We start from the raw sequence: 23,316 nt of genomic DNA, 5'->3' as shown, positions 1-23,316 counted from the left end.
ATCAATCATCATACAACAGGTTACAAAGATTAATTCTTTTTATCAAGGTACATACCATCAAAAGAGGAAAGGTTTTGATATGGATTAACATACTTTTGATTGGAATTCTTTTGTTTCTTAGTGTTCTTTATATCTAACTTTATCTCTTCAAAAAAATCAGTCATTTTAACTTGGATTTGTTTGTCTAATGCGATAATAGAAGTTCCAATTTCTTTTTCTTCTTCAGTATATGTTTTGCTAAAATTAGAAGCTAGAGCTTCCCTTGCAGCAAGAATGGACGTTATCTTATCTATTTTTTCTTGCCTTTGATCTTTTGTAACTTTGGTATTTAACGTTTCTAATAAACTATTAGATAACTTATAATACTCTTCTACTTTTGACATTAAACTGAACCTTGCCCACTATACTGCCTTTGACGATTAATCTTAATCACTTGTTGCCAAGTATCACGAAATTCTGTTATTAACTCAGCAGCTTGGTCTAGTTTTTCCACATCATTTTTGATATTCGCTTCAACAAGTTGCCTCTTAATAAAATCATATAGTGGTAAAACTTGCTTAGATATTGCCACCTCTTGATCTAAAGTAATAGATAGTTCATCAATGATGTTTTGAGACTTTTGTATATTCGTATTCTTTTTCTCGTAATTGTTTTCTTCAATACCTTTCTTAGCCTGTTTAATAAATTTTAAACAGCCATTATACAGCATTAAAGTTAGATCTGCTGGGGAAGCAGTCATAACGGAATTGTTTTGATAAGTGTTATATGTTTGATTCATCATTAGTGTAATAGCTCCTCCTTTTTAAAATCCACCAAATTGATTGGAAAGATACATCGATTGGGAGTTAAATCGAGTCATGGCTTTTTCCATGGCCGTAAATTGACTCCAATATCTGTTTTCGATGGTAGCTAACCTTTGTTGAAAGTCATCAATTCTATCATCCAGATCATCTAATCGTTTTCCTAATGTATACTGCTGGTTAGTGGATGTACTTTTTCCTGCACGTTCCTCGATTGAAGTCATGGTTTTCTTAATGGATGCTTCTAATTTATAGACAAGTCCTTTATCTGAACCGGCTTCATTATTCGCGAATAACTTATAGACACTCTCAGGATCATTTCTTAGTGCATCTTTAAGCTTTTGCTCATCTTTTATCGTTAATATTCCGCTCTCTAGAAATTCTTTTGAAGTTCCAATACCTAGATCCGTGATTAAATCATACGCTCCACCTGTATTAACTTCTGTGTACCATTTTTCACGAATATCAAACAGACCATCTGTTACTAAGCTGTCCCCTTTCAACAAACCGCTTTTAGCTCTTTCTTCCCAAAGCTTAACTTGGTCTTCAGACATCCCTTCTTTTTGTTCATCCGTTAATGGCTTATAATCTCTATATCTAGTTTCTGTTAGGCTACCATTTAATTTCTCTACTAATTTATTATACTCATCGATGAATTCTTTAATCTTATTAAACGCTTCGTCAACATTATTGTCTACAGTTATTTGAGCAGGTGAAGTAGTTGTAGTATTGAAATTAAAAGTTAAACCATTCATTGTATAAGAGTTACTCTTTGGTGTTAGTGTCAGTCCACCATTATAAACTATTTCTGCATTTGTTCCGTTTTGTTCTACAGATCCACTTAAGTTTACAAAATCAAAGAAACTTGAAGCACCTAGTATTATTTCTTCTCCATCATTATCCCCTGTTGTTGGATCTACTGGATTAAAGTCGCCTGTTGCTGTTCTTTCCATTACTACTTTTCCAGACGATTTATCATAAAATGCTCGCAAACCAGCGTCACTATCAGAGATTTTCTTTAAAACTCCATTCAATGTATCACCCGCTGCAATCGTCACAGACTTTGTTACCATCTCGCCACTTTCGTTATAAGTAGAAAAAGTAATATCACCATGTAAGTCACTTGATAAAGCTGCATCCGGATCAAAAGATGAGCCTAATGACTGTGTCCCTACTTTTATTGCTGCTGTTGCTAGTTCATTAACCTGAATACTATAGCTACCATTTGAACTTGCAGTATTTCCAGTTACTGTAACAGCATTCGGTTGAGATGATGTTGTCGTTTTAGACATATATGATTTGGTATACTTCATATCAGAGAGTTTTAAATTAAAATCATACAAAGCTTTGTTGGTGTCACGATAAGCATCTCTTTGCCACGTCATCCAAGATTTATCTTGTTGCATCTTGGTCAAAGGCATTTTCTCCACATCCATCAATTTGGCTACCAGGGCTTCCGTATCCATCCCTGAAGCAAGTCCACTTAACCTTGTACTACTAATTCCACTTACCATATTAATTCACCATCCTATATCTTCTCGTCAACTATAAATCCTAAAAATTCAGCCATTGAAGCATAAGCATCTAATAATTTTTTAGGTGGTATTTCTTTTATTACTTCTTTCGTTTGAGGATTAATAATCGTAACATAATATTCGTCTAATTTTTCATGGAATTCAAAATGAAGTGCTGTTTCAGTGGGCTTTAGAAAATCATTCAAACCCGCTATCATTTTTTCAATTTCTTTCTTATCCAATGTTTGCCCTTCATATGTTCCTTCTGGTAATGTAGTTCTCTCAGCAATAGAATTTTGAATAATAGTGGTTCTTTCTTCTGCAGTTGTACCATGCCCGTTGTTTGAAGACTTTTGCAGGAGTTGAGATCCAGAAATGGTTTTTTCTACATTCATGGTCACACCAATCCTTTACGTTAATTAAAGTCGTATAGTTATTTTATCGGTTACCTCTTAGAATTTTAAAGTAATTATTGAAGTTTTGTTGTAATATGGTATGGTACATGCAGAAATTTTTATAGATTAAATAAATTTAAAATAATTATTAGCTATCCATTTTTTACATGAAATTATTAGATGCAATTTTATGTCAAATAAGCTGAGATGCTTTAAAATATCAATAAAAAGTTTCTATTAACTACTTCTTAGGAGATGTCTATTATGGCTGAACAACACAGTTTACACATACCGGCTCATCAAAATATATATAATGGGTCTTGTAATCGTGAATTACGAATTGAGTTTTCCATCCCAGAAAATGGAGTAAATGAACGAACAGGATTGGTAATATTCGTTCCTGGATTTGGCGGGGACATTGACTCAAACGTTTATACAAAAATGCGAAGACAATTTGCAGATAAATATAATTTAGTTACAATCCAATGTGACTATTTTGGTAGTTGCTATATGCAATCCACTAATAAATTTAGTTACAAAGATCCCGACCTTTTAAATTCAATCCTCACAGTAGAAGAGTTAGAAAAAATTAAGATAAATTCTTCTGCTTTATCTCAAATAATATCCAATAAAAATACTGTCCTACCATTAACTGCTGACCTCGATGAAACTATTGAACATTTTAATGATATGGGCTATATGCAGGCAATAGATTTAATCTGTGCAATAGAAACTATAAAGATTATACTTAAAGATAATAATTTATCCTTTAATTCCAAAAGGATTATTGGCTATGGTCATTCTCATGGAGCTTATTTGTTACACTTATCCAATAGATTAGCACCTAACTTATTTTCTTTTATAATTGATAATTCAGCTTGGACAGAGCCTGGTTATCTTTCAGGAAATAGACACCTTTATAACAAACTTGGCAAAGCAACTCTTGCCATTGAATTCAATTATTTAGCCAAAGATATTATTAAACATAAAAATGATTTAAACTTGAGTACACTGTATAAGAACTTTAATATGAGAACACAGGTCTTAGCATTTCAAGGTGACGAAGACAATTTAATAAATCATAACGAAAAGAAAAAAATAATCGCTTCTTTATCTAATTCAGATTATATTCTTGTTAAAAAGGAAGATATAGATAATATAAAATATAAGTCCAATAATCATGGTTTAAATGCAGATTTTTTTGAACTCTTTCAGTATGCTATTAATTTTGAACGTTCCACCAGAAAGAGTCTGGAAAGAGAAAGTAAATATGAAATTAGACTAAAAAATACGTTTATAACGGTCGATTACTCACATGGTCTACCAATTTTTAATTTCGATTTTAGATAAAATATGTAGAAATATCCGTTTCAGAAATGGGTAATTTTCTGAAGAACAACATTTCGAGTCTATCTAAAAAACCCTAAAGTTTGCCTCCTTCTAACTTTAGGGTTTTTTTAATAGGAAACAACTATTGTTAATTAAAATAGATCAGATAAAGGTTATTGATTCTTACTAAGCTTTAAAACTATTTCATCCTAAAAGTTTTAAAACACCTTGAGGATGTTGATTTGCTTGTGATAACATGCTCTGTGCCACTTGAGCAAGAATGTTCTTTTTTGTAACCTGCATCATTTCTTTCGCTATATCAGCATCACGAATAAGAGACTCAGCACCTACTAAATTATCATTCATTATAGATGAGTTTGAAAAAGCATGTTCTAGACGATTTTGGATAGCACCATATCTAGAGCGTTCACTGGATACATAACCGATGGCAACATTAAATTTTTCTATAGCTGTAGTAGGATTATTAATCATATCAACATCATCAATGCTTAAGTTAATAGTTGTTGCATTACTTCGATTAAACACGAATGTCTGACCTGAGTTAGCACCGATTTGTGTTGAGATTAATTTATTACTTGAGATAGCTGATAAATCACTAGTTATCAATGGATTTGATATTGAGACAAAAGGTGATGTTGTTGAAGTTGATTCCATTAATGAAACAGGCCATACTTCATTAAAATATGTTAATGGATCCTCATTATAGTTATCCGTATCAGCCACAACATTTTCCGCGGTCTTGATAGCGCCACTATCCGCGTCAAATCCTCCAATTGCACCAGTATCACTATTTGTTAGATCTATCTCAGTATTGATAAAATCTACTCCATTTGTCTTATAATCACTGATAAAATCTGTTATTCCCCCCATATAAGACCCTTTTGAGATATTCCGAAGTGCATCGTCCAATGTTTGATCTTGGTGTTGATTGAGATAAACCATTACGTCCTTTATCCCTTCTCCACCAGCGTCTTTAATTCGGTCGTGTAAATAGCGCACAGCTGTATAACCCGCAGAGTAATGTTTACTATCGTTCACCCATGTACTATCTGTACCATCACCTATTGCTGAAACAACACCAGCTTTCCCACTGTAGTATATATCACCCTCTAACCGTTCATCTCCACCATGGATAAATTCAGCAGCTCCTTCCTTAAACCATTTCGGGAGCGATGCGAAATTCATGCTACGTGCCATAATCGCATGTGTCATTTCGTGAACGATTATACGGTCATTATAAATTGGTCCTGTACCACCATTAGGATAATAGGGGGCAGTAAATACTCCTTTGTCTAAATGGAGCTCCAAATTGACCCCTTTTCCGTCAGCACCCACATAATAACTAACGAAAGCAAGGGTATTATTACCATCAGGATCATCTAAGTAAATGGTTAAGTCGGAGTTATCTGCTTGTATACCAAAATGAGTTAAAACCATACTTTCAGATTGTTCAAGCATAGATCTTTTTAAAGAATCAATAATTCCCGCTTCTTCTGTTGTAGTGATTGTGTCAACGGAAGATGGTGGGGGATTTGTGGTTCCACCTGTACCTCCTCCAGTAGATGGGCCTGAAAAGGTGGAACCAGAGCTTAATAAATACTTACCATTAAACTTCGTATTAATAGCAATATTGTCAATTTCTTTTACTATTTGATTTGTTTCTTGCTCAATTGCCTTTCTATCATTCACGGTTAATGTTCCATTAGAAGCCTGTACAGCTAATTCACGCCCCCGGTGTAATAAAGAATGAATCTCTTTAAGTCCACCTTCTGCAGTCTGTACCAAAGATATTGTATCTTGAATATTTCTAGATACTTGTTCCAAACCTCGGATTTGTGCTCTCATCTTTTCAGATATAGATAAACCAGCAGCATCGTCTCCGGCACGATTTATTTTTAATCCTGATGATAACTTTTCCATTGATTTAACTAGTTGGGATTGGTTCTTTGAAAGTTGACGATATGTATTTAATGACGGGATGTTATGTTTTATGATCATTGATTATTCTCCTGATGTTAATAATTATCATATGGCATAATAAATTAAGAGTCATATTTTTTGTTCTTGACTATTATATCGGCTTGAAAATGACATTATAAAGTTCTAGATTTGGTAAATGACAAATACTAAGAAGTACAATCTACTGATTAAATCATAGGTCACAAAAAAGAAGATGGCTTCATTGTTTACAAAGTCATCTTCTTCTAATGATAAGTCTTTTTAATATTTATACGAACTTTTATCGTTTATCTATAAAAGAATATGTAGTAAACAATTATTATTCTTTAGATAAACCTAATTAAACAAAATCGGCAGATAGAGGGCTACCTGCACAAATATCTTTAGTCGCAACTCTTCCTAGCACTTTATCAAAATACTTAGGCTTCATTCCATAACCTGGCCTGATTACTCTTATGTTATCTTTAGTAAAACTCTCACCAGCTTTGATATCTTTTGTTACGTAAATAGAACGGCGAAACTTTAAAGAATTTAATTCAGCCTCAGTTGGCCCATATGTAATAGCACCAATTGCTTGCCAAGCTTTTTCTGTCTCGGTAACTAACTGACTCATTTCATCTGGCTCCATAGAAAAAGTTGAGTCCACTCCTCCATCTTCTCTAGATAAAGTAAAGTGCTTTTCAATCACAGTTGCTCCTAATGCCACACTTGCAACAGCAACCCCTGTTCCTAAGGTATGATCGGAAAGACCAACTTGACAATTAAAGAGATCTTTCATATGAGGGATAGTTGAGATATTAGAATTCATAGGCGAAGCAGGATAAGTACTAGTGCATTTTAATAAGATTAATTCATTGCAGCCAGCTTTTCTTGCTTCACTTACCGTTTCATCTAGTTCTGCAATCGTTGCCATACCAGTGGAAATAATCATTGGTTTCCCAGTAGAAGCAACTTTTCTAATTAGAGGTAAATCATTATTTTCAAAAGAAGCAATCTTATACAAAGGAACATCTAATTCTTCTAGAAAGTCAACAGCTGTCTCATCAAAAGGGGTACTAAATGGAATCATACCTAATTCTCTAGCACGGTCAAAAATAGGTTTGTGCCATTCCCATGGAGTATAAGCTTTTTTATAAAGCTCAAATAAAGATTCACCCTTCCATATATTACCATAATCACTGATAATAAATTCTGATTTTTCAGAATTTAAAGTCATTGTTTCAGCAGTATAAGTCTGTATTTTTAATGCATCAACACCAGCTTTAGCGGCTTCTTCTACAATTTTTAGTGCACGTTCCAGTGATTTATTGTGATTTCCTGACATCTCTGCAATAATAAATGGTTTAGAATTCCTTCCTATCGAACGACCTTCGAGTTCAATAAGCATCTTAATCACTCCATAATATATTTTTTTGTATCAACAACCCCAATATTTGCTATTATGTCAATTATTGATAAATGTGAAATGAACTTATTACTATTTTTCTGTAAATACGGTTTGCATTCAAAATTATGATAAATAACATTAATTTTACTATTACTAAACTTTTCTTCAGCTTGAATATATTCTTTTGATCCACCAGCACTTAAATACTGATTAGCACCTAAGTATTCACAAAGGTTTAATAAATACTCTGATTTTTTTCCAGATACTTCTATTTCACTACTTCTTATAGTATCAGTTTTTATTTTTAATTCTTTCATAATTAATTGAATAGCAGATATGTTAATATCAACCAAACTGTCACTGTTCTCTAATAGACTTCTTTCCATAATTTCTGATACCTTATCATAGTAAGGATGTTTTCTATAATTATGTTTTAATGTCAAAAGATGTTCCATTTTCCAATCTTGCTCGTTATCAGTTTTAATATCCTTAATAAATTTGCTTGTATCACTACTATTACTAACAGGGATTGTAAGGAACTTTTCATTACCTGAAATAATCAACTTATTTCTTTGTTGCCATGAACGCTTGGAAAACTTAACATCATCTAAAAAAACAAACTTATCTACATTATATATCATATTAAAATAACCCGCCCATGGTATATACGTAGGTTGCATTATCGCACAAATCAATTATTATTCTCCTTTTTAACCCAATACATTTTTAATAAAGAGTAGCGCATTTGATCTTTATACTCCCCATTATAATAATGAGACAGTTTTTCTGTAGCTTCAATATTAAATCCTAATTTCATATATAAATTTATTGCTTTAACATTATCAGGAAAAACATGAAGCCACAACTTGGATATATCCAAAAAATTAAATGCAAAATTTATGACACACTTCATTGAATTATAGCCTATCTTTTTATTCCTATATTTTCCATTACCTATGTAAATTTGTAAATATGCGGAATTTTCCGGAACATCTATTTTTAAAATAATATTACCCTGGTGTTTAAAATTATCTACATCATAAATTGCCCAAATCAATGTGTTTTTTAAACTTTTTACCCACTCACGATGAGAATTTAGAGTTATTCTTCTAGTTAATCCAAAACTTAAATATACTTCTGGATCTTTTAACCACTTAATAGTTTGCATATCATGTTTGTCAGAATAAGGGATTAATTTTACTTTATCATTAAATAAACACACTTCCAAAAAGATCATTCCTTTAATAACATTTCAATACTTTTAGCCACTCGATTTGCACCGTTTCCGTCAAGATAAATAGTATTTATCATAAAATATTTTTTTAACGCCTTTTTATTATTAATAAATTGACTAAATTTATTGGTAAATTCTTGTTCTGTTGTTTTTCTTGCATCTCCTAAATAAGTACAAAAGTGATCGAGCTCCATTTTTTTCAATATATTTACTTGATTATCAACTATACTAAAGTATGCTGCTGGTAAACCAATACATGCTCTTTCCCATGTCGTACTTCCTGGTGCACCTATTGCTATATCACAACTTGCCATTGTCTTAGCCATATTGGTAATATTTTGTTTCCAATAAAATCTACCTGAGTATTTTTTTTCGAGAGAAATAAGTTCTTCTGTAAACTTAAATCCTGCACCCACAATTGCAATTATTGATGTATTATCAAAATTTTGAAGGATTAGATCACTATATTTAAAAGTGAAATTATTATTATCAGTTCCCCCAAAAAACACATGAATCTTAATTTTCTTATTATCGAGAAAAAACTTTTTCTTTCTATATCTTCTAAATTGTTCTCGCACAAGTGCATAATTAAGTCCTAACAACTTCTTACAACTATCATTTATAAGACCTTTGTATTTTTCCCCATCTTCATTAAATGTTTGATCTAATAACAAATCACAACAATGTTTCCTATTGGCTAAATCATCTATTACCAAGATTTTATTAATGTATGGACTAACTTGTAGCTCCAAACTTATATCAATATTATAATGATCTACTATTAAGCAAGTATTATCATTTTGATATTCAGTTAAGATTTTACAAGTCTCTTTGATATCCATTAAATCATCATAATATAAGAACATTCCATTATTGTTCAGAGATTTAATAATACGAATTTCAAATCCATTATTCTTAATATAATTAATACTGTTACCCTCTAGATTCATACATATAAATAAGACCTTAACTTTGTAATTTCTTAACTGTTCTGCTAATGTCACACAACGATATACATGTCCAGTGCCTATGCTATTTGAAGAATCAACTCTAATAATGACTATCATTGATAATTCCTTTACTATAAGAGTTTTTGTTTTACATAATTATTTATTTCTTTCCATTCACTGTTTAATTCCAGTAAGTCTAATATATCTTTCATGAGAAAAGATTCTGTTTTAGGATACAGAGAAGATATTATCTTTTTAACTAATAAAAAGTCTTCCTCAGTATCCACTGTCCACCTATAAGAACTTAGATCAATGTCATTTTCAATAGATCCAATTATAAAATCATTTGAATTATTAAACACATAAGGTGTAACATGCTCCCTTTCACATTTCGATTTTGCCTCATTGTGCATTCTAGTTAAAGTATTCATAGTTAGTACTTCGACATCTAAACCTCTTGGATATTTTCTATTTACAGTATTAGATACATAATCAAAACTGTTATTCAAAAAATAATATACTGTTCTATCAATTACTTCTGGGTCTATTAAAGGGCAATCCGATGTTAAACGAACTATTACATCAACGTTATATTTAACAGCTGTATCATAAAATCTAGAAAGAACATCTTCTTCTGATCCCCTGAAAAAGTTAATTTTTCTTTTATTACAAAGATTCACAATCGAATCGTCTTCACTTTTTGTAGTAGTTGCAATGATGACTTCATCTATAGATCTAGTTTGATTGATTCTTTCGATTTGGTATTCAATTAATGGTTTTCCCATAACTTCCATCAAGATTTTTCCGGGTAACCTAGTGGATCCCATTCTTGCTTGAATAATAACAGCTATTTTCATTAGTTCACCTTCTATATTGACTAATAACACTTTTAACCACACGTATTACATCCATTACGTCTTTCTCAGTCATTGCAGGAAATAATGGCAAGGTTATAATCTCCTCATAAAGATTTTCTGCTATTGGACAACTTCCCTGTTTATATCCTCTTTCCTGATAATATGGTTGTAAATGAACAGGAATGTAATGAACATTTACTCCTATGTTCTGTTGCAATAGTTCTTCGTAAATTGCTTTTCGATTAACTTTCAATTTCTCTAAATTTAGACGGATAATGTATAAATGCCAACTTGAATCACCATCTTGTTTTTGAAAAGGTGTGGTGAATTCTTCTACATTACTAAATGCTTCATTGTATAAATGAACATATTTTTTACGAAGTTCAATAAAACGATCTATTTTTCTCAATTGGCTAGATCCTAATGCAGCCTGAATATCTGTCATACGGTAGTTATATCCCAAAAATTGCATCTCATAATACCATGGACCATGATTATCTTTTATCTTATCATGCTCTCTGGTGATGCCGTGTGAACGAAATTGTAAGAGTTTTTGATAATACATTTCATTATTTGTTGTTATAATTCCACCTTCACCTGAAGTAATATGCTTTACAGGATGAAAGCTAAACATTGTCATATCAGAGATAGATCCAATTTTTCGTCCTTTGTATGTTGCACCTAAAGCATGTGCAGCATCTTCAATGACGATTAAATTATTTTCCTTTGCAATCTCCATAATTTTATCTAGATCAGCTGGCTGACCTGTAAAATCAACCGGAATAATTGCTTTTGTACTATTATTAATTTTCTCTTCAATTTTTCCTGGATCTATATTGTATGTCATTTCATCGACATCAACAAATACAGGTTTTCCCCCCTGATATAATACACAATTAGCACTTGCAACGAAGGTCATTGGTGAGGTGATTACCTCATCCCCTTCCTTAATATCTGCTGCAAAACAAGCTCCATGCAGAGCTGCAGTACCATTTGAAAATGCTACTGCATATTTTGTCCCGACAAAACTGGCAATATCTTTTTCAAATTGTTCAATATAAGGTCCCGTAGTTAAATAATCACTCTTTAGTACTTCTATCACTTTCTGAATATCCTCATCATCTATCCATTGCTTTCCATACGGCAAAAATGACTCTCTCATCTTCAAACTCCTATACAAAATAGTTACATTTCTTCAATTAGTTCCCTTAGATCCTCTACTGATAACCACTCCGTATTTGTATCACTTGTGTATTTAAAGTCTTCGGAAAGTCTTTTCCCTTCCTCATGAAGTTGATCTGTCCACCAAGGAAATTCAGGATAAATAATAAAATGATCATTCATTTCAATAGTATGTCTTGCATCATCTTCTGTTATCATCGCCTCATGAAGTTTTTCTCCTGGTCTAATACCAACAAAGTCAACTTTAGCCTCAGGTGCAATGGCCATTGCTAAATCCGTAACTTTCATGCTTGGTATTTTTGGAACAAATATTTCCCCACCATTCATTCGTTCTAAACTATCAATTACAAACTGAACACCTTGATCTAAAGTAATCCAAAAACGAGTCATACGTTTATCAGTTATCGGTAGCTTACCTGTATGTACTAACTTCCTAAAGAAAGGCACCACACTTCCTCGACTTCCTACAACATTTCCATACCTTACCACAGAAAACTTCGTTTCTTTATCCCCTGCATAAGAATTAGCTGCAACAAACAATTTATCGGAAGCTAGTTTTGTTGCACCGTATAGATTAATTGGTGCAGCAGCTTTATCTGTACTTAATGCAATAACTCGTTGAACACCTCGATCTATTGCAGCCTCGATAATGTTCTGAGCACCATATATATTTGTCTTAACAGCTTCAAATGGATTGTATTCACAAGCACCGACATGCTTTAATGCCGCAGCATGTACAACTACGTCCACTCCATCAAACGCTCGATACAAGCGTTCTTTATCACGTACATCCCCAATAAAGAAACGAATGCGTGGGTCGGTAAATTCTTGAGCCATTTCGTATTGTTTTAATTCATCACGGCTAAAGATGATTACTTTTTTTACTTCTTGATTAAGCACTTGTTTTATGAACTTTTTACCAAATGAACCCGTACCACCAGTTATTAATATTGTCTTATCGTTTAGATCTAATGCCATACTAAAATACCACCTAGTTAATATTAATTATCAATCTTTGTTAATCTTCCCAACACTTCCCCAAATCATGCCAATTCTTCGGCTATTTCCAACCATTCTTCTAAAACTGGAAGTATTTCATAGTTAAGTACATCCGCTAATAATACATAATCACCAATTTCTAGTGCTTTAACTACTTCTTTAAAGTGTTCTTTAAGTGAATGTAAGTAAATATTATGCAAAAATCCATTGTTTTGTATCCCGGACACAGCTTCAAACACCCATTGCATCCCTTCTACAATAGAAGGCATTTTACGTAAACCACTTCCTTCGTCGCCTTCCTTCAAATTATCAACGACCTGACTGCACCCGTTTATTAAACGGGGCAAGTATTCTTGTAAGCTTATTAAGGTTTCTTTTACAATTTTTTCCATAACTATTCACTCCCTTATCTTTCGTTTTCTATATCTTCAATTATTTCCAATGAATACTCAACAGCTTCTAAAATACTTTTATATAGTGCTTTAGATTTCTTAATTACTCTATTTTTTCTTTCTAATTTCGTTTCGTTTTCATTCTCCTGATAAATGTGGTCTATTTTAAAGCTTATTGACATAATCTGACTATGGATTATATTATTTTTGGAATACCTAGTTATCTCATCATCAAGACGATCAAGTTTTTTCAAGATTATGTTGTCGATATATTCCGTTGTCTCTGAAATACCTTTGATTGTGTTTATTGCTTTCTTTACAGTTCTTTCTAGACTTTTAAGATTTACTTTTTCTTCCTTTAATCCTTGAGTAACCTTTTCTCTTGAAATTTTTTCTTCATTTCTTATTTGGAAAGCTTCGATCAATTCTGATTTATAGTTTGTCTCACAATATTTACTAATAAATTCTCCGAAACTTAGGTTAATTATTCCTTCAATAAAAGCCCCTCCTTCCGTACAATTAAAAATCGTACGATCTACTCCCTTATTTCTGAAATAGAGAACCATATCTTCAAATGCTTTTTTCATACTTAAAAAAGAATAATCACTAAGTACAGATTTACCATAATAGCCTTGCACCTCAACATACTTTTTGTTATTTTGAATTTCATTATTAGGGATTAATTTAGTGTTCTTGTTTCCGACAGCATGAGTTAAGTTATCAGTATATGCCAAATCCTGTCCTACTAGAGCAATTGGGCCAGTAGTTATTTTTTGGGCAATTTGAAAACAAAAGTTTGCTACAGATGCACCACTGTGTAGGAAACCTAACTCTGTACCCGCAAGACTGTTTATCCAATTAGTTAATCCCTGTTCATATGAATTAAAAATTACTTTTAAGCCATTATGCTTATTCACAATATTTTTGTGGACATTAAAACCATAGAATAGAGGAATATCATCAAAATTTATATCTTTAAAATGGTTCCAATTTGCTTCTCCACCATCAATTGATACGATTAGATGAGGTTTAATTCCCGCATTTAGTAATGGATTAATCGTTGAGCCCGCAGCTATTATTATGGCTTTATTTTTATCTCTAAGATTCCTTAATTTATCTAATTGCTTATTTAAAGATGGCCCCGAGGCAGCAATGATCACCGGACAATCAAATTTATTTTCAAAGTTTTTAAACGGTACAGCCTTCCATAAACTATATAAATTATGCAAAAAGTTATCATGCCATGATTTGTCAAACTTTACAAGTGTGGCAACATTTACTATTGACAATCTCACGTTCTTTATTATCTCTTCCTTGAGGTGTTTGTATAAATGAGGATGTAGCTTATCATAATTGGGGGATAAGATAAATTCTACTTGCCCAATGTTTCTTGATTTTGAATGGACAAACTTTTTAACCTCCTCTTCAACTGTATTAAATTCATAACCAATTAAGAAAAGTACTTGACTATGATCTAATAAACCGGCCAATACACCACTTTTCTTTACAATTTCAAACAAGTATTTGTTTGGTTCGACAATAAGTAAAAAATCTGTTTTTCCCATTTTTTTTAAAAGTTCGTTCGCTAAGTAACCAAAAGAAAGGCCAAATAGAACATGGGTAAAATTCTTTTTATAATATCGATTAGCTAATTGGTTTGCTTCTTTCTTTGGATCATATTTACTGTTTAAATAATATCCTCCTTGAATTCCAATAGGTTCACCGGTTTTAGCTTTAACGATCAACAAATCATCTTGCATGTCGTCTATAGGACTATTTAAATTCAGAATATTCACCATAAAAAATCACTCCTAAAGAATAAGATGGACAACTTATGCTTAAGTTGTCCATCTGTAAAATTATTATCTTAATAACTGTAAAACACCTTGAGGTTGTTGGTTAGCTTGAGCCAACATAGCTTGAGAAGCTTGAGCAAGTATTGAATTCTTAGTTTGATTCATCATTTCTTTTGCCATATCAACGTCACGAACACGAGATTCAGCAGCTGTTAAGTTTTCAGCACTTGTATCAAGGTTAGCGATAGTGTGCTCTAAACGGTTTTGAACAGCACCTAAGTTAGAACGTTCAGATGAAACCTTTGTGATTGCATCATTTACAGTTGTTACGAATGATGAAAAGTCACCAGATGATGCTAAACCAGTAATACCAGCTGAAGTAAGTCCTGTCGCCAATGAGGCAGCATCCATTTTTCCAATAGATAAAGTGATAGTTTGACCAGAGTTAGCTCCAACTTGGAAATCATAAGTACCTGATGCAGCTAATAAGTCTTGTTCGTTAAATTGAGTATCTGTAGAAATTCTATCGATTTCTGTTCTAAGTGCTTCTAATTCATCTTTGATTGCATCACGGTCAGCTGCAACGTTTGTATCGTTAGCACCTTGTACCGCTAATTCTCTCATTCTTTGAAGAATTGAGTGTGTTTCGTTTAATCCACCCTCAGCAGTTTGGATTAGAGAAATACCATCTTGAGAGTTACGAGAAGCTTGTTCTAAACCACGGATTTGACCACGCATTTTTTCTGAGATAGATAGACCAGCTGCGTCATCACCAGCACGGTTGATACGTAGACCTGAAGATAATTTTTCCATTGATTTAGATTGCGCACCATTTGCATTGCTTAATTGGCGGTATGTGTTAAGAGCTGCGATATTGTGATTAATTCTCATTTTAAATTTCCTCCTTGAGTTTGAACCCACATCCATGTGGTTGATTTAGTTTTACCAAGTAAACTAAAGCGGCCGTCTTTAGCTCACCTTGGCTACACTTATATTATCGGAACGATTAACAAGATGTTTAATCATTTTTAGTACTTTTTTTAAAAATATTAAATAAATCTGTCGAAACCTTTGCTGCTTCGCTATTCTGCTCTTGAATATCTAGGTATACTTCCATGCGATGAATATCAATATGCTTTGGCGCAGATATTCCTAATTTTATTTGGTCACCATCAACGGCGAGTACCTTTAGTTCTATGTCTTCACCAATTTTAATTGCTTCATTAATTTTTCTAGTAAGTACTAACATAATTAATCCTCCTTTACCTCGGAGGTATTTGACTTCATAAATAACCTTTCTTTTGTTGAATAATCCTTTGAATTGGTAATATACTGTCTTGCTCTTTTATTTTTATGATTGATGATAATAGGCGCTTGTAAATTAGCCGTGCTCGTTTCAAATGGTTCCTTAAGAGAGACAATGCACAAAACTTGTACATCTGATTGTGACTCTATATCAAGTAATTTAAGTGTTACTTCATCTAAATCAAATTCGTATTGTGAAACAAAATGAAATGGATTTACAACGATAAATGCAGGATTCGCATGTTTAACAGACTGTAATACGTAAAAAAATTCATTTTCTTCTAATGGCAATAGTACAAATTGCCTTTCCTCTAGGAATCCAGGTATCCCTTGCGTAAACTCAATTATTTGCTCTTTATTTATTTCAATTTCGCCAAAATATTTTGTTTGAATCAGCATAATTCACCCCATCTTATATAGAAACTTAAATTTTTATACCTCGTTGCTTTCAATTAACAAAATCAATAGTTAATTCGTTTCTTTGTCCTAAAGTTATCTCCACATCACCTACATTATAAATCACTTCTGGTTTTTGTGGCGTTGTTTCAATGATAGGCTTTCTCGGAGTTACATTTATTTCTACTTTTGCCTTTTGATAGTGTATTTTAACAGATCCAGCAGAGGGAATCCAACCAATATTAAATTGCTTTGGTTCATCAAATCCATTTTCAATTGCTTGCCTTTTTATAGGATTGCCTTTGTTTTCTATTTTCATTAATTCCGCTCCCTGTTGAATTCGTCTCGCTATACCTTGAAATAGATCTTGTTTCCCCAGATTTGCTGCTTCTTCTGTTCGTTTAAAAACATTTTTTAAATCCATATCATTCCATGCTTGAGTCTGATCAATGGATAACTTAGAAGGAATTGTTTTTATCTTGATATCAGCTTTAGGTTGTTCAATGCTTTGAATTGCTTTAGGCTGCTCCATTGTTAGTGTTGCTGGCTCTGTATGTATTTGTAGCTTCGCTAATTGGGTTTGAATTCTTATTTGAGGTATTTCCATGTCTACACCACCATTTCTGATCGCTAATAAAAAGCCTTGCCACTAAAGCAGTGGCAAGAACTAATTTTTCTATCTTAAGAAATCTAATAAAGTCGGTTGAATCACTCGTGCCCCAGCACTTAACGCAGCACGATGGATACTTTCTTGAGCTGTTAAACCAATCATTACCTTTTCCATATCTGCATCTTCGTTGTCAGACATCTTTTTAGTAGCACTAACTTCCTGATCAGCAACACGATTTTCAATTAGATCCAACCTATTCATTCTAGCACCTAAGTCTGCTCTTGCATTTACAACAACATTAATATTATCATCCATTTTAGAGATGGCTGTTCCCAATTTACTTTGGTCGAAATTAACTTCATCTGCTTTAAGCGCAGATGAAAAGTTCTCAATCTCTTCAAAAAACGATTTAGTAAAAATGCTAGTAGGATCAATGTTCGCTTGTATACTCGTTCCCCTGGATACTTCTATAAGTACTGTTTTTTTACTATCTATTAAACCCTCTTGATCTGGAGTACTAATAACCATACCATTAGCATCCAATTTCACAGGCCCATCCCCTGTTGTTTTTGTTCCATTAAAAATATACTTACCATTTACTTTCGTATTGGAAATACCTACTAAATGCTCCTTTAGTTGATCCACTTCGGCAGCAATAGCCTCACGTTGATCCTTATCATAAGTGCCATTTGCCGATTGAACCGCAAGTTCACGCAGCCTGTGTAGAGTACTTGTTGTTTGATCCAAAGCAGAATCGGAGTTATCCATCCAATTATGCACTTCACTAATATTTCTTTGGTATTGCTCTACATTTTTTAATTCGGATCGATAATTCATCCCCTTCATCGCCACTACTGGGTCATCAGAGGGTTTATTTATTTTCTTTCCTGTAGCCAACTGATCCATATATTTTCCTAAACTATTATAGCTATTACTCATATTCCGTAACATATTATTACTCAGCATACCCTGTGTTACTCGCATCCACATTCACCTACCTTCCAACTAATCCCATATTATTAATAATTCTATCTAGCATTTCATCTACAGTAGTCATACTACGTGCAGCAGCATTATAAGCGTGTTGGAACTGAATCATATTCGTCATTTCTTCATCAAGAGAAACTGCACTAACAGATTGACGATTCTCCTGGACTTGCTGCTTTAATATTGTAGCGTTATTAACCATTCTATTTGATTCCTGTGTAATAACAGCCATTTCGCCTATAGCTGACTGGTAGTAACTATTAATAGAAGTAGTTGCACCTAAACCAACATTCAACTGATTAAATACATCTGCTAACTTATTAGCATTCGTACCATCACCACTGTCTCCATTTAAACTAGCTGTAATATAGTCAGTACTATCCTTAATATCTTGGCTGACAGAAATAGTAGAAGCAGCACCTTTCTCTGTAGCTAAAGCTGTGAAAAACAACTTAGCATCAGTTCCTGTATTACCTTCTAAGTCAGTTCCCAATTGATGTTGTGTATTAAACGTATTTACAAACGCATAGGCCATCTTATCAAGATTAGCTACCATCTTATTAAATTCACCAGTAGCTTGACCATTCGCTGCAACATACCCATTGGTTTCAACTAACGCCTTAAGCTTTCCACTAGACTGAAAAGAATAAGCATCAACTGCTGTCTTTTTATCTGCTGCAATGGTAGCAGGATCTGTTTCGCCATTCGCTAAGTCTTTTGGATTATAAAATGTAATAGTATTAACATCCTTATTCCCATCATATCCAACATCAAAATGATTAACCGTATTAGAAGAAGCGTCAACTAGCTTAATTCCACTTTCCGCTCCGTTACCTGCTAATGTAATAGTAGCTTTACCGCTTGCTTGTGGACTAGGCTGTCCGCCACTTTTTTCATAGGAAACTTTTATGTTAACTATTCCAGAAAGCTTATCTATCAATCTATCTCGTTCATCATACAAATCATTTGGTAAATAACCGTGTGGCTCAATATCACCAATTTGTTGGTTTACATTATTAATCTGATCGATAATAGAGTTTACTTCCGTTTCCGTAACACCAATTTCACTTTGTAAATCTGCTCTCACTGAATTCAGTGAATTAGATATATAGTTAAACGCTTCAGCAACTGCAACACCACGTTGACGCACAACTGATCTAGCCCCAGCATCCTCAGGATTTACTGATAAATCCTGCAATGATTGCCAAAATTGATCCATTGTATTTGCTAACCCTTGCTCGGATGGCTCATTCATAATTGTTTCCATCTGAGCCATTGCATCTGCTTTAGACTGATAATAACCTAGTTTACTATTTTCACTACGGTATTGAACATCTAGAAAACTATCTCTTACTCGTTCAATAGATCCAGCTTCTACTCCACTACCAACTTGTCCAGGTATTTCTGGTCTGTTTCTAGACGCTGGTGGATAGGGAGCTGTTTGTTCAAAGTTCACTCGCTGCCTTGTATAACCTTCTGTATTTGCATTTGCTATGTTGTGACTCGTTGTATAAAGCGCTGACTGCTGCGTGTTTAACGCACGCTTCGCAATCTCTAAACCTCCAAAGGTTGAACCCATCCTTTGTTTCCTCCCTATCCCTACGCCTTAGAATCAAATACCGATCGATTTGAAGTTTGGCTAGCTTGTTTAGTATGTTTCACACCATAATTTATGTTTTTAATACCGGGATTTATCATGTCCATCGACAATTGAATAAATTGCAGCGATTGCTGTGTTAATTGTTGGTTTAAATCTTCTTGTTGCTTTAACTTCACTAACACCTCGGCTAACTGAACAGTCACATCTTCCAGGTCTCGCTTTTCCGGTCCTTCCAGATGGTTATCTAACATTTCTGAAACAGTCAGTGAAGAAGAATCAATTCCTTTTTCACGTCCCCATTTCTCAACCAAGCCAAGACGTGCATTTTCCAACTGGTTAATAGCTTGGGCATGCTTTTGCTCCTGCTTTAAAAGCTTTTGTAATTCGTCTGTATCGCCTTTTTTCAAGACATCTGTTTTCATTTCAGAAATGTTCAACAAACTTTGGTGTAGTTGCGCTATTTTTTGCAGTGTATCAATTATTGATTGAACGGACATGATGCGTCCTCTCCTTTAGATTTTGTTATTCCAGAAATCTAACATTTTCTTAGCTGTCTCTTTTGCATCGACAGTATATTCACCAGACTGCACAGCCTGCTTAATCTGCGCTACCTTCTTCTGTCTCACGAAGCTTGGCTTATCAATATCTTGTAGTGCCTTCGCCTTATCAGAAATATGTAGCTGGTCTTCCCGTTTAGTTAGCTGACTTTTAATTTCTGCTTGTTTATTAATTTGTTTTTGATATGGATTAAAATTAGAGTGGTTTGGACCTTGTATTTTCAAGATCGATCACCTCTTTCGTTAAATTCACACTTATCTCTAATCTTATTATCGGATTTGTCCTTAAATTGTTTAGTAATTTAAATCAATTTTGTCTTTTTATTGAATAATAAGTATTAGCTTTTCTTTTTTCTTCTTCCGCTTTTCTTTTGGCTAAATCGTTATATACATCCTGATTTTTCAAATCTGTCGCCAATTCCTTAGAACAATCACTGCATAAATTACCTTCATTTATTTCTGATCCGCACCTTTGACAAGGATAAGTCAGGTTAGGAAACTGTGACGGCCGTAAACGCTGTTCCTTCACAAATTTAATAATTAAACGTTCCTCCACACCTGTCGCTTCCACTATTTCTACAATAGTAGCCTGACGATTCATTCTAATTTTCAGAAAATCATACACTGTTCTAAATGCCTTTTCTTCTTCCTTCACGCAGTTAGGACAGATATCCTTTGTTGTTTTCACAAATAACCCGTTACATTGTGAGCAATTTGATAATTCACCCATCTATAATTCCACCTTAACATTTTTGGCTTCATTATAGCATAGACTATGTGGAATAAATCATGTATTTATTTACCATTTACCTAACCAATGTAAACGAATATACTTTTGGACAACCATGTTTTTTTAGTAAAGATGCTGCATGTCGAAGTGTAATTCCAGTCGTATAAATATCATCTATTAAGATAACTGGCCTATCTATTTTAGTTTCTATTTTAAAAGGGTTCGTTGTGGCTAATCTATCACTCCTCGTTTTCTTTGATTGCTTTTCAGTATGTATTCTTGATAGCCGATTTTCACATGGTAGTCCAGTTAAATTAGCTAATGCTTCAGCTTGGTTAAACCCACGTTCGAAAAGTCTCTCTTCACTAAGCGGAATAGGTACTAAAATAGTATCTTTCCGAACTTGAACAAACGTTTGATTAAAAGTCTTAATAATTGTTTCACGAAAGGCTTCTAGTAGTGCATAATCCCCTCTATATTTCCACCTAGCAATCATTTCCTTCATTCTAGAATTATATTGAAAAACAGACCTATTAAACGTAAGTACCCCTTTCCAACCAGCATCATTCTCCCATCTTTCACAATCCATACAAACCTCAACATCTGATGGCCTACCACATAGTTTGCATATTGCTCCTTCTATTCGCTGTAATGATTTCTCACAAGCTTCACACAGCTGTTTAGGCCTATCTGGCAATAAAAAGTTAGTCCAATTCACCTCAACTAAAATTTCCTCATCACACCATAAGCAATACACTATAATCTCCTACCTTTCCTATTCATTCTAATAATAGAATGGACCGCTTCTACCATGGCATCTGTTTTTCCACTATGATAAAAAATCACCTCTCCTGTTGGATCATCTGGACTTCTACCAGCCCTCCCGGCAATCTGAACAAGTGCTGCTTCATCAAACACCTGGTGACCCGCATCAAATACAACGACATCCACAGAAGGAAATGTTACGCCACGTTCTAAAATCGTAGTGGTGACTAAAAGTTTTAATTTCTGCTCACGGAATTGCTGAACCTTGATTTCCCGATCTGGATCAGCTGCATGTACCGATGTTATTTCATCTTTTCCGCTAGCAATATGAAGGCTTATGAGGGACTCTACTAGAGGCTCTGCTAACTCAATTTTGGCTACAAATATTAAAAGCTGTCTATTTGGATTGATACGGTAGTGTTGATACCATTTCATAAAGGAAGTGGGGGGCAAGTTCGCATTTAGGGATTTATTCAATGTAAAGCTCATTTGTAGTTTTGGGATTGGAAGAGGGTGACCATGAAAACGAACAGGGACAAAAACAGTTGGCAATGTTTTCGCTTCGATACGCCTTTTTTGTTGCTTTCTTGGTGTTGCTGTTAGGTAGATGGTGGCAGCTGAAGGTTTTACTGCGCGCTTAGCAGCAAATGGCAAAGAGGAATCTGCATGAAATGGGAATGCGTCAATTTCATCTATAATCATTACATCAAATGCATGTGCAAAACGTAATAGCTGGTGGGTTGTCGCAATGATTAATTGTGCAGCTCCCTGTTTTTCCTCACTCCCACCATATAGCGCTTCGATTTCTGTATTAGGAAAGGCAATTCGAAAACGCGGCAGCAGTTCTCTAACTACATCAGCACGTGGAGTAGCAAGACACACTCTCTTTCCAAGTTTAATGGCTGCTGATATACCATCAAAAAGCATCTCCGTTTTTCCTGCACCACATACAGCCCAGCATAAGAGCTCCGAATTCCCTTTTATCATCATTTCTTTTATTCGGTCTGAGGCAACCTGTTGGTGTCTTGTTAGTTCCCCTGACCATCCACATGGCTCTTCCTGTTCTAACCAAGTTGGTGAGGATCCAGTCCAATAATATAGGGGCTCACATTCTAGTACTCTACCCATTTCGATACATTTTCTACAATAAAGATGAGTATGATTGCACCTAGCACAGGGAATATTTGCAAACAAGTGCTTTTTCTTATTCCCACACCGCCTACAGCGATGTCCCCATATGTATTTCTCAATGGAATCTAATGTTGTGAATAGATTATTATGAAGTAATTCATTTAACGTTGGATCATCTAGTGGAATTTCCTGTCTTAGTAATAGTTTTCCAGCAAATTGTTTGGAATAAATTGAGTCGTCTTGTTTAGTATTGGAAGAGGGAACCCATGAATAGGAAGGGGTAAAGTAGGATTTTAATGAGGATGCTATATTCAGCATAGTTAAACCTCCTTTTTTAATATCAAGTGATAATATATGAGTAATTTAATTAATAGTGAGAAACTTTTGCAAAGGCTCTTTTCGTAACTATTATTGCTTTTG

General features: G+C 33.8%; 26 protein-coding genes. 1 reads left to right on the top strand and 25 read right to left on the bottom strand.

The features are described 5' to 3' along the window. Positions 1-29 precede the first annotated feature (29 nt). Genes H7K77_RS20550 through flaG form a run of 4 tightly spaced genes read right to left on the bottom strand, consistent with a single transcriptional unit; the run spans position 30 to position 2,709 of the window. Positions 30-383, bottom strand: a complete 354-nt coding sequence (locus H7K77_RS20550; protein WP_186580825.1) for a hypothetical protein — start codon at positions 381-383, stop codon at positions 30-32. Beyond that, entirely contained in the window at positions 383-781 is a 399-nt protein-coding gene (fliS, locus tag H7K77_RS20545) for a flagellar export chaperone FliS (RefSeq protein ID WP_186580823.1), read from the bottom strand. The genes H7K77_RS20550 and fliS overlap by 1 nt, the downstream gene beginning before the upstream one ends. Positions 782-802: 21 nt before the next feature. After that, entirely contained in the window at positions 803-2,314 is a 1,512-nt protein-coding gene (locus H7K77_RS20540) for a flagellar hook-associated protein 2 (RefSeq protein WP_186580821.1), read from the bottom strand. 14 nt (positions 2,315-2,328) lie between these two features. Then, entirely contained in the window at positions 2,329-2,709 is a 381-nt protein-coding gene (gene flaG, locus H7K77_RS20535) for a flagellar protein FlaG (RefSeq protein WP_186580819.1), read from the bottom strand. Between the two features lie 264 nt (positions 2,710-2,973). Between flaG and H7K77_RS20530 the strand changes: the two genes are divergently transcribed. Then, positions 2,974-4,059 carry a DUF2920 family protein gene (locus H7K77_RS20530; RefSeq protein ID WP_186580817.1) on the top strand — a complete coding sequence of 362 codons (1,086 nt, stop codon included), beginning with the start codon at positions 2,974-2,976 and terminating at the stop codon, positions 4,057-4,059. A 183-nt stretch (positions 4,060-4,242) separates the two neighbouring features. On the opposite strand, the gene H7K77_RS20525 is transcribed toward H7K77_RS20530, so the two are convergent. From H7K77_RS20525 to H7K77_RS20425, 21 genes are all read right to left on the bottom strand, one after another. Continuing rightward, positions 4,243-6,057 carry a flagellinolysin gene (locus tag H7K77_RS20525; protein WP_186580815.1) on the bottom strand — a complete coding sequence of 605 codons (1,815 nt, stop codon included), beginning with the start codon at positions 6,055-6,057 and terminating at the stop codon, positions 4,243-4,245. A 301-nt stretch (positions 6,058-6,358) separates the two neighbouring features. After that, positions 6,359-7,405, bottom strand: coding sequence for a pseudaminic acid synthase (pseI, locus tag H7K77_RS20520; protein WP_186580813.1), 1,047 nt, complete (start codon positions 7,403-7,405; stop codon positions 6,359-6,361). Positions 7,406-7,410: 5 nt separating this feature from the next. Beyond that, on the bottom strand, positions 7,411-8,100 hold the full coding sequence (locus H7K77_RS20515) for a WbqC family protein (RefSeq protein ID WP_186580812.1): 690 nt from the start codon (positions 8,098-8,100) through the stop codon (positions 7,411-7,413). After that, positions 8,097-8,642, bottom strand: coding sequence for a GNAT family N-acetyltransferase (locus H7K77_RS20510; protein ID WP_222599480.1), 546 nt, complete (start codon positions 8,640-8,642; stop codon positions 8,097-8,099). Before H7K77_RS20510 ends, H7K77_RS20515 begins: the two co-directional genes overlap by 4 nt. Next, on the bottom strand, positions 8,639-9,706 hold the full coding sequence (gene pseG / locus H7K77_RS20505) for a UDP-2,4-diacetamido-2,4,6-trideoxy-beta-L-altropyranose hydrolase (protein ID WP_186580810.1): 1,068 nt from the start codon (positions 9,704-9,706) through the stop codon (positions 8,639-8,641). The genes H7K77_RS20510 and pseG overlap by 4 nt, the downstream gene beginning before the upstream one ends. Positions 9,707-9,720: 14 nt before the next feature. Then, complete coding sequence (locus H7K77_RS20500) at positions 9,721-10,476, bottom strand: glycosyltransferase family protein (RefSeq protein WP_328701180.1); 756 nt, start codon at positions 10,474-10,476, stop codon at positions 9,721-9,723. Continuing rightward, complete coding sequence (pseC, locus tag H7K77_RS20495; RefSeq protein WP_186580809.1) at positions 10,451-11,608, bottom strand: UDP-4-amino-4,6-dideoxy-N-acetyl-beta-L-altrosamine transaminase; 1,158 nt, start codon at positions 11,606-11,608, stop codon at positions 10,451-10,453. The genes H7K77_RS20500 and pseC overlap by 26 nt, the downstream gene beginning before the upstream one ends. Positions 11,609-11,631: 23 nt before the next feature. After that, positions 11,632-12,606, bottom strand: a complete 975-nt coding sequence (gene pseB / locus H7K77_RS20490; RefSeq protein WP_186580808.1) for a UDP-N-acetylglucosamine 4,6-dehydratase (inverting) — start codon at positions 12,604-12,606, stop codon at positions 11,632-11,634. A 65-nt stretch (positions 12,607-12,671) separates the two neighbouring features. Further along, positions 12,672-13,019, bottom strand: a complete 348-nt coding sequence (locus H7K77_RS20485; RefSeq protein ID WP_186580807.1) for a hypothetical protein — start codon at positions 13,017-13,019, stop codon at positions 12,672-12,674. 14 nt (positions 13,020-13,033) lie between these two features. Continuing rightward, entirely contained in the window at positions 13,034-14,818 is a 1,785-nt protein-coding gene (locus tag H7K77_RS20480; RefSeq protein ID WP_186580806.1) for a motility associated factor glycosyltransferase family protein, read from the bottom strand. Between the two features lie 63 nt (positions 14,819-14,881). Then, on the bottom strand, positions 14,882-15,706 hold the full coding sequence (hag, locus tag H7K77_RS20475) for a flagellin Hag (protein ID WP_186580804.1): 825 nt from the start codon (positions 15,704-15,706) through the stop codon (positions 14,882-14,884). A gap of 127 nt (positions 15,707-15,833) precedes the next feature. Further along, positions 15,834-16,064 (bottom strand): carbon storage regulator CsrA, encoded by a 231-nt coding sequence (csrA, locus tag H7K77_RS20470; protein ID WP_186580802.1) that lies wholly within the window; start codon positions 16,062-16,064, stop codon positions 15,834-15,836. A 2-nt stretch (positions 16,065-16,066) separates the two neighbouring features. Beyond that, on the bottom strand, positions 16,067-16,519 hold the full coding sequence (gene fliW / locus H7K77_RS20465; protein ID WP_186580801.1) for a flagellar assembly protein FliW: 453 nt from the start codon (positions 16,517-16,519) through the stop codon (positions 16,067-16,069). A gap of 49 nt (positions 16,520-16,568) precedes the next feature. Further along, positions 16,569-17,123 carry a DUF6470 family protein gene (locus H7K77_RS20460; RefSeq protein WP_186580800.1) on the bottom strand — a complete coding sequence of 185 codons (555 nt, stop codon included), beginning with the start codon at positions 17,121-17,123 and terminating at the stop codon, positions 16,569-16,571. A gap of 69 nt (positions 17,124-17,192) precedes the next feature. After that, a complete protein-coding gene (gene flgL / locus H7K77_RS20455) occupies positions 17,193-18,110 on the bottom strand; it encodes a flagellar hook-associated protein FlgL (protein ID WP_186580799.1) in 918 nt (305 codons plus the stop codon). Positions 18,111-18,120: 10 nt separating this feature from the next. After that, entirely contained in the window at positions 18,121-19,692 is a 1,572-nt protein-coding gene (flgK, locus tag H7K77_RS20450) for a flagellar hook-associated protein FlgK (RefSeq protein ID WP_186580798.1), read from the bottom strand. 20 nt (positions 19,693-19,712) lie between these two features. Then, positions 19,713-20,210 (bottom strand): flagellar protein FlgN, encoded by a 498-nt coding sequence (locus H7K77_RS20445; RefSeq protein WP_186580797.1) that lies wholly within the window; start codon positions 20,208-20,210, stop codon positions 19,713-19,715. A gap of 15 nt (positions 20,211-20,225) precedes the next feature. Then, positions 20,226-20,495 (bottom strand): flagellar biosynthesis anti-sigma factor FlgM, encoded by a 270-nt coding sequence (gene flgM / locus H7K77_RS20440; RefSeq protein ID WP_186580796.1) that lies wholly within the window; start codon positions 20,493-20,495, stop codon positions 20,226-20,228. Positions 20,496-20,577: 82 nt separating this feature from the next. Next, positions 20,578-21,000, bottom strand: coding sequence for a TIGR03826 family flagellar region protein (locus H7K77_RS20435; protein WP_186580795.1), 423 nt, complete (start codon positions 20,998-21,000; stop codon positions 20,578-20,580). Positions 21,001-21,076: 76 nt separating this feature from the next. Next, positions 21,077-21,757 carry a ComF family protein gene (locus H7K77_RS21795; RefSeq protein WP_186580794.1) on the bottom strand — a complete coding sequence of 227 codons (681 nt, stop codon included), beginning with the start codon at positions 21,755-21,757 and terminating at the stop codon, positions 21,077-21,079. Beyond that, the gene (locus tag H7K77_RS20425) at positions 21,757-23,214 is read right to left on the bottom strand and encodes a DEAD/DEAH box helicase (RefSeq protein ID WP_186580793.1); all 1,458 of its coding nucleotides are present in this window, start codon (positions 23,212-23,214) and stop codon (positions 21,757-21,759) included. The genes H7K77_RS21795 and H7K77_RS20425 overlap by 1 nt, the downstream gene beginning before the upstream one ends. Positions 23,215-23,316 lie beyond the last annotated feature (102 nt).

The sequence above is a fragment of the Aquibacillus kalidii genome (genome assembly GCF_014280935.1).
GTDB lineage: Bacteria > Bacillota > Bacilli > Bacillales > Amphibacillaceae > Aquibacillus_D > Aquibacillus_D kalidii.
Note: the sequence above shows the minus strand (reverse complement) of the source record. Positions and strands in the feature narration are given on the sequence as shown.

Coding starts and splice junctions, on each gene's coding strand:
- H7K77_RS20425 (WP_186580793.1), bottom strand. CDS start 23,214: ATGCTGAATATAGCATCCTCATTAAAATCCTACTTTACCCCTTCCTAT.
- pseG (WP_186580810.1), bottom strand. CDS start 9,706: ATGATAGTCATTATTAGAGTTGATTCTTCAAATAGCATAGGCACTGGA.
- H7K77_RS20435 (WP_186580795.1), bottom strand. CDS start 21,000: ATGGGTGAATTATCAAATTGCTCACAATGTAACGGGTTATTTGTGAAA.
- flaG (WP_186580819.1), bottom strand. CDS start 2,709: ATGAATGTAGAAAAAACCATTTCTGGATCTCAACTCCTGCAAAAGTCT.
- H7K77_RS20525 (WP_186580815.1), bottom strand. CDS start 6,057: ATGATCATAAAACATAACATCCCGTCATTAAATACATATCGTCAACTT.
- fliS (WP_186580823.1), bottom strand. CDS start 781: ATGATGAATCAAACATATAACACTTATCAAAACAATTCCGTTATGACT.
- H7K77_RS20530 (WP_186580817.1), top strand. CDS start 2,974: ATGGCTGAACAACACAGTTTACACATACCGGCTCATCAAAATATATAT.
- fliW (WP_186580801.1), bottom strand. CDS start 16,519: ATGCTGATTCAAACAAAATATTTTGGCGAAATTGAAATAAATAAAGAG.
- flgL (WP_186580799.1), bottom strand. CDS start 18,110: ATGCGAGTAACACAGGGTATGCTGAGTAATAATATGTTACGGAATATG.
- H7K77_RS20485 (WP_186580807.1), bottom strand. CDS start 13,019: ATGGAAAAAATTGTAAAAGAAACCTTAATAAGCTTACAAGAATACTTG.
- pseC (WP_186580809.1), bottom strand. CDS start 11,608: ATGAGAGAGTCATTTTTGCCGTATGGAAAGCAATGGATAGATGATGAG.
- hag (WP_186580804.1), bottom strand. CDS start 15,706: ATGAGAATTAATCACAATATCGCAGCTCTTAACACATACCGCCAATTA.
- flgK (WP_186580798.1), bottom strand. CDS start 19,692: ATGGGTTCAACCTTTGGAGGTTTAGAGATTGCGAAGCGTGCGTTAAAC.
- H7K77_RS20540 (WP_186580821.1), bottom strand. CDS start 2,314: ATGGTAAGTGGAATTAGTAGTACAAGGTTAAGTGGACTTGCTTCAGGG.
- csrA (WP_186580802.1), bottom strand. CDS start 16,064: ATGTTAGTACTTACTAGAAAAATTAATGAAGCAATTAAAATTGGTGAA.
- H7K77_RS20510 (WP_222599480.1), bottom strand. CDS start 8,642: ATGATCTTTTTGGAAGTGTGTTTATTTAATGATAAAGTAAAATTAATC.
- H7K77_RS20460 (WP_186580800.1), bottom strand. CDS start 17,123: ATGGAAATACCTCAAATAAGAATTCAAACCCAATTAGCGAAGCTACAA.
- H7K77_RS20550 (WP_186580825.1), bottom strand. CDS start 383: ATGTCAAAAGTAGAAGAGTATTATAAGTTATCTAATAGTTTATTAGAA.
- pseB (WP_186580808.1), bottom strand. CDS start 12,606: ATGGCATTAGATCTAAACGATAAGACAATATTAATAACTGGTGGTACG.
- pseI (WP_186580813.1), bottom strand. CDS start 7,405: ATGCTTATTGAACTCGAAGGTCGTTCGATAGGAAGGAATTCTAAACCA.
- H7K77_RS20445 (WP_186580797.1), bottom strand. CDS start 20,210: ATGTCCGTTCAATCAATAATTGATACACTGCAAAAAATAGCGCAACTA.
- H7K77_RS20480 (WP_186580806.1), bottom strand. CDS start 14,818: ATGGTGAATATTCTGAATTTAAATAGTCCTATAGACGACATGCAAGAT.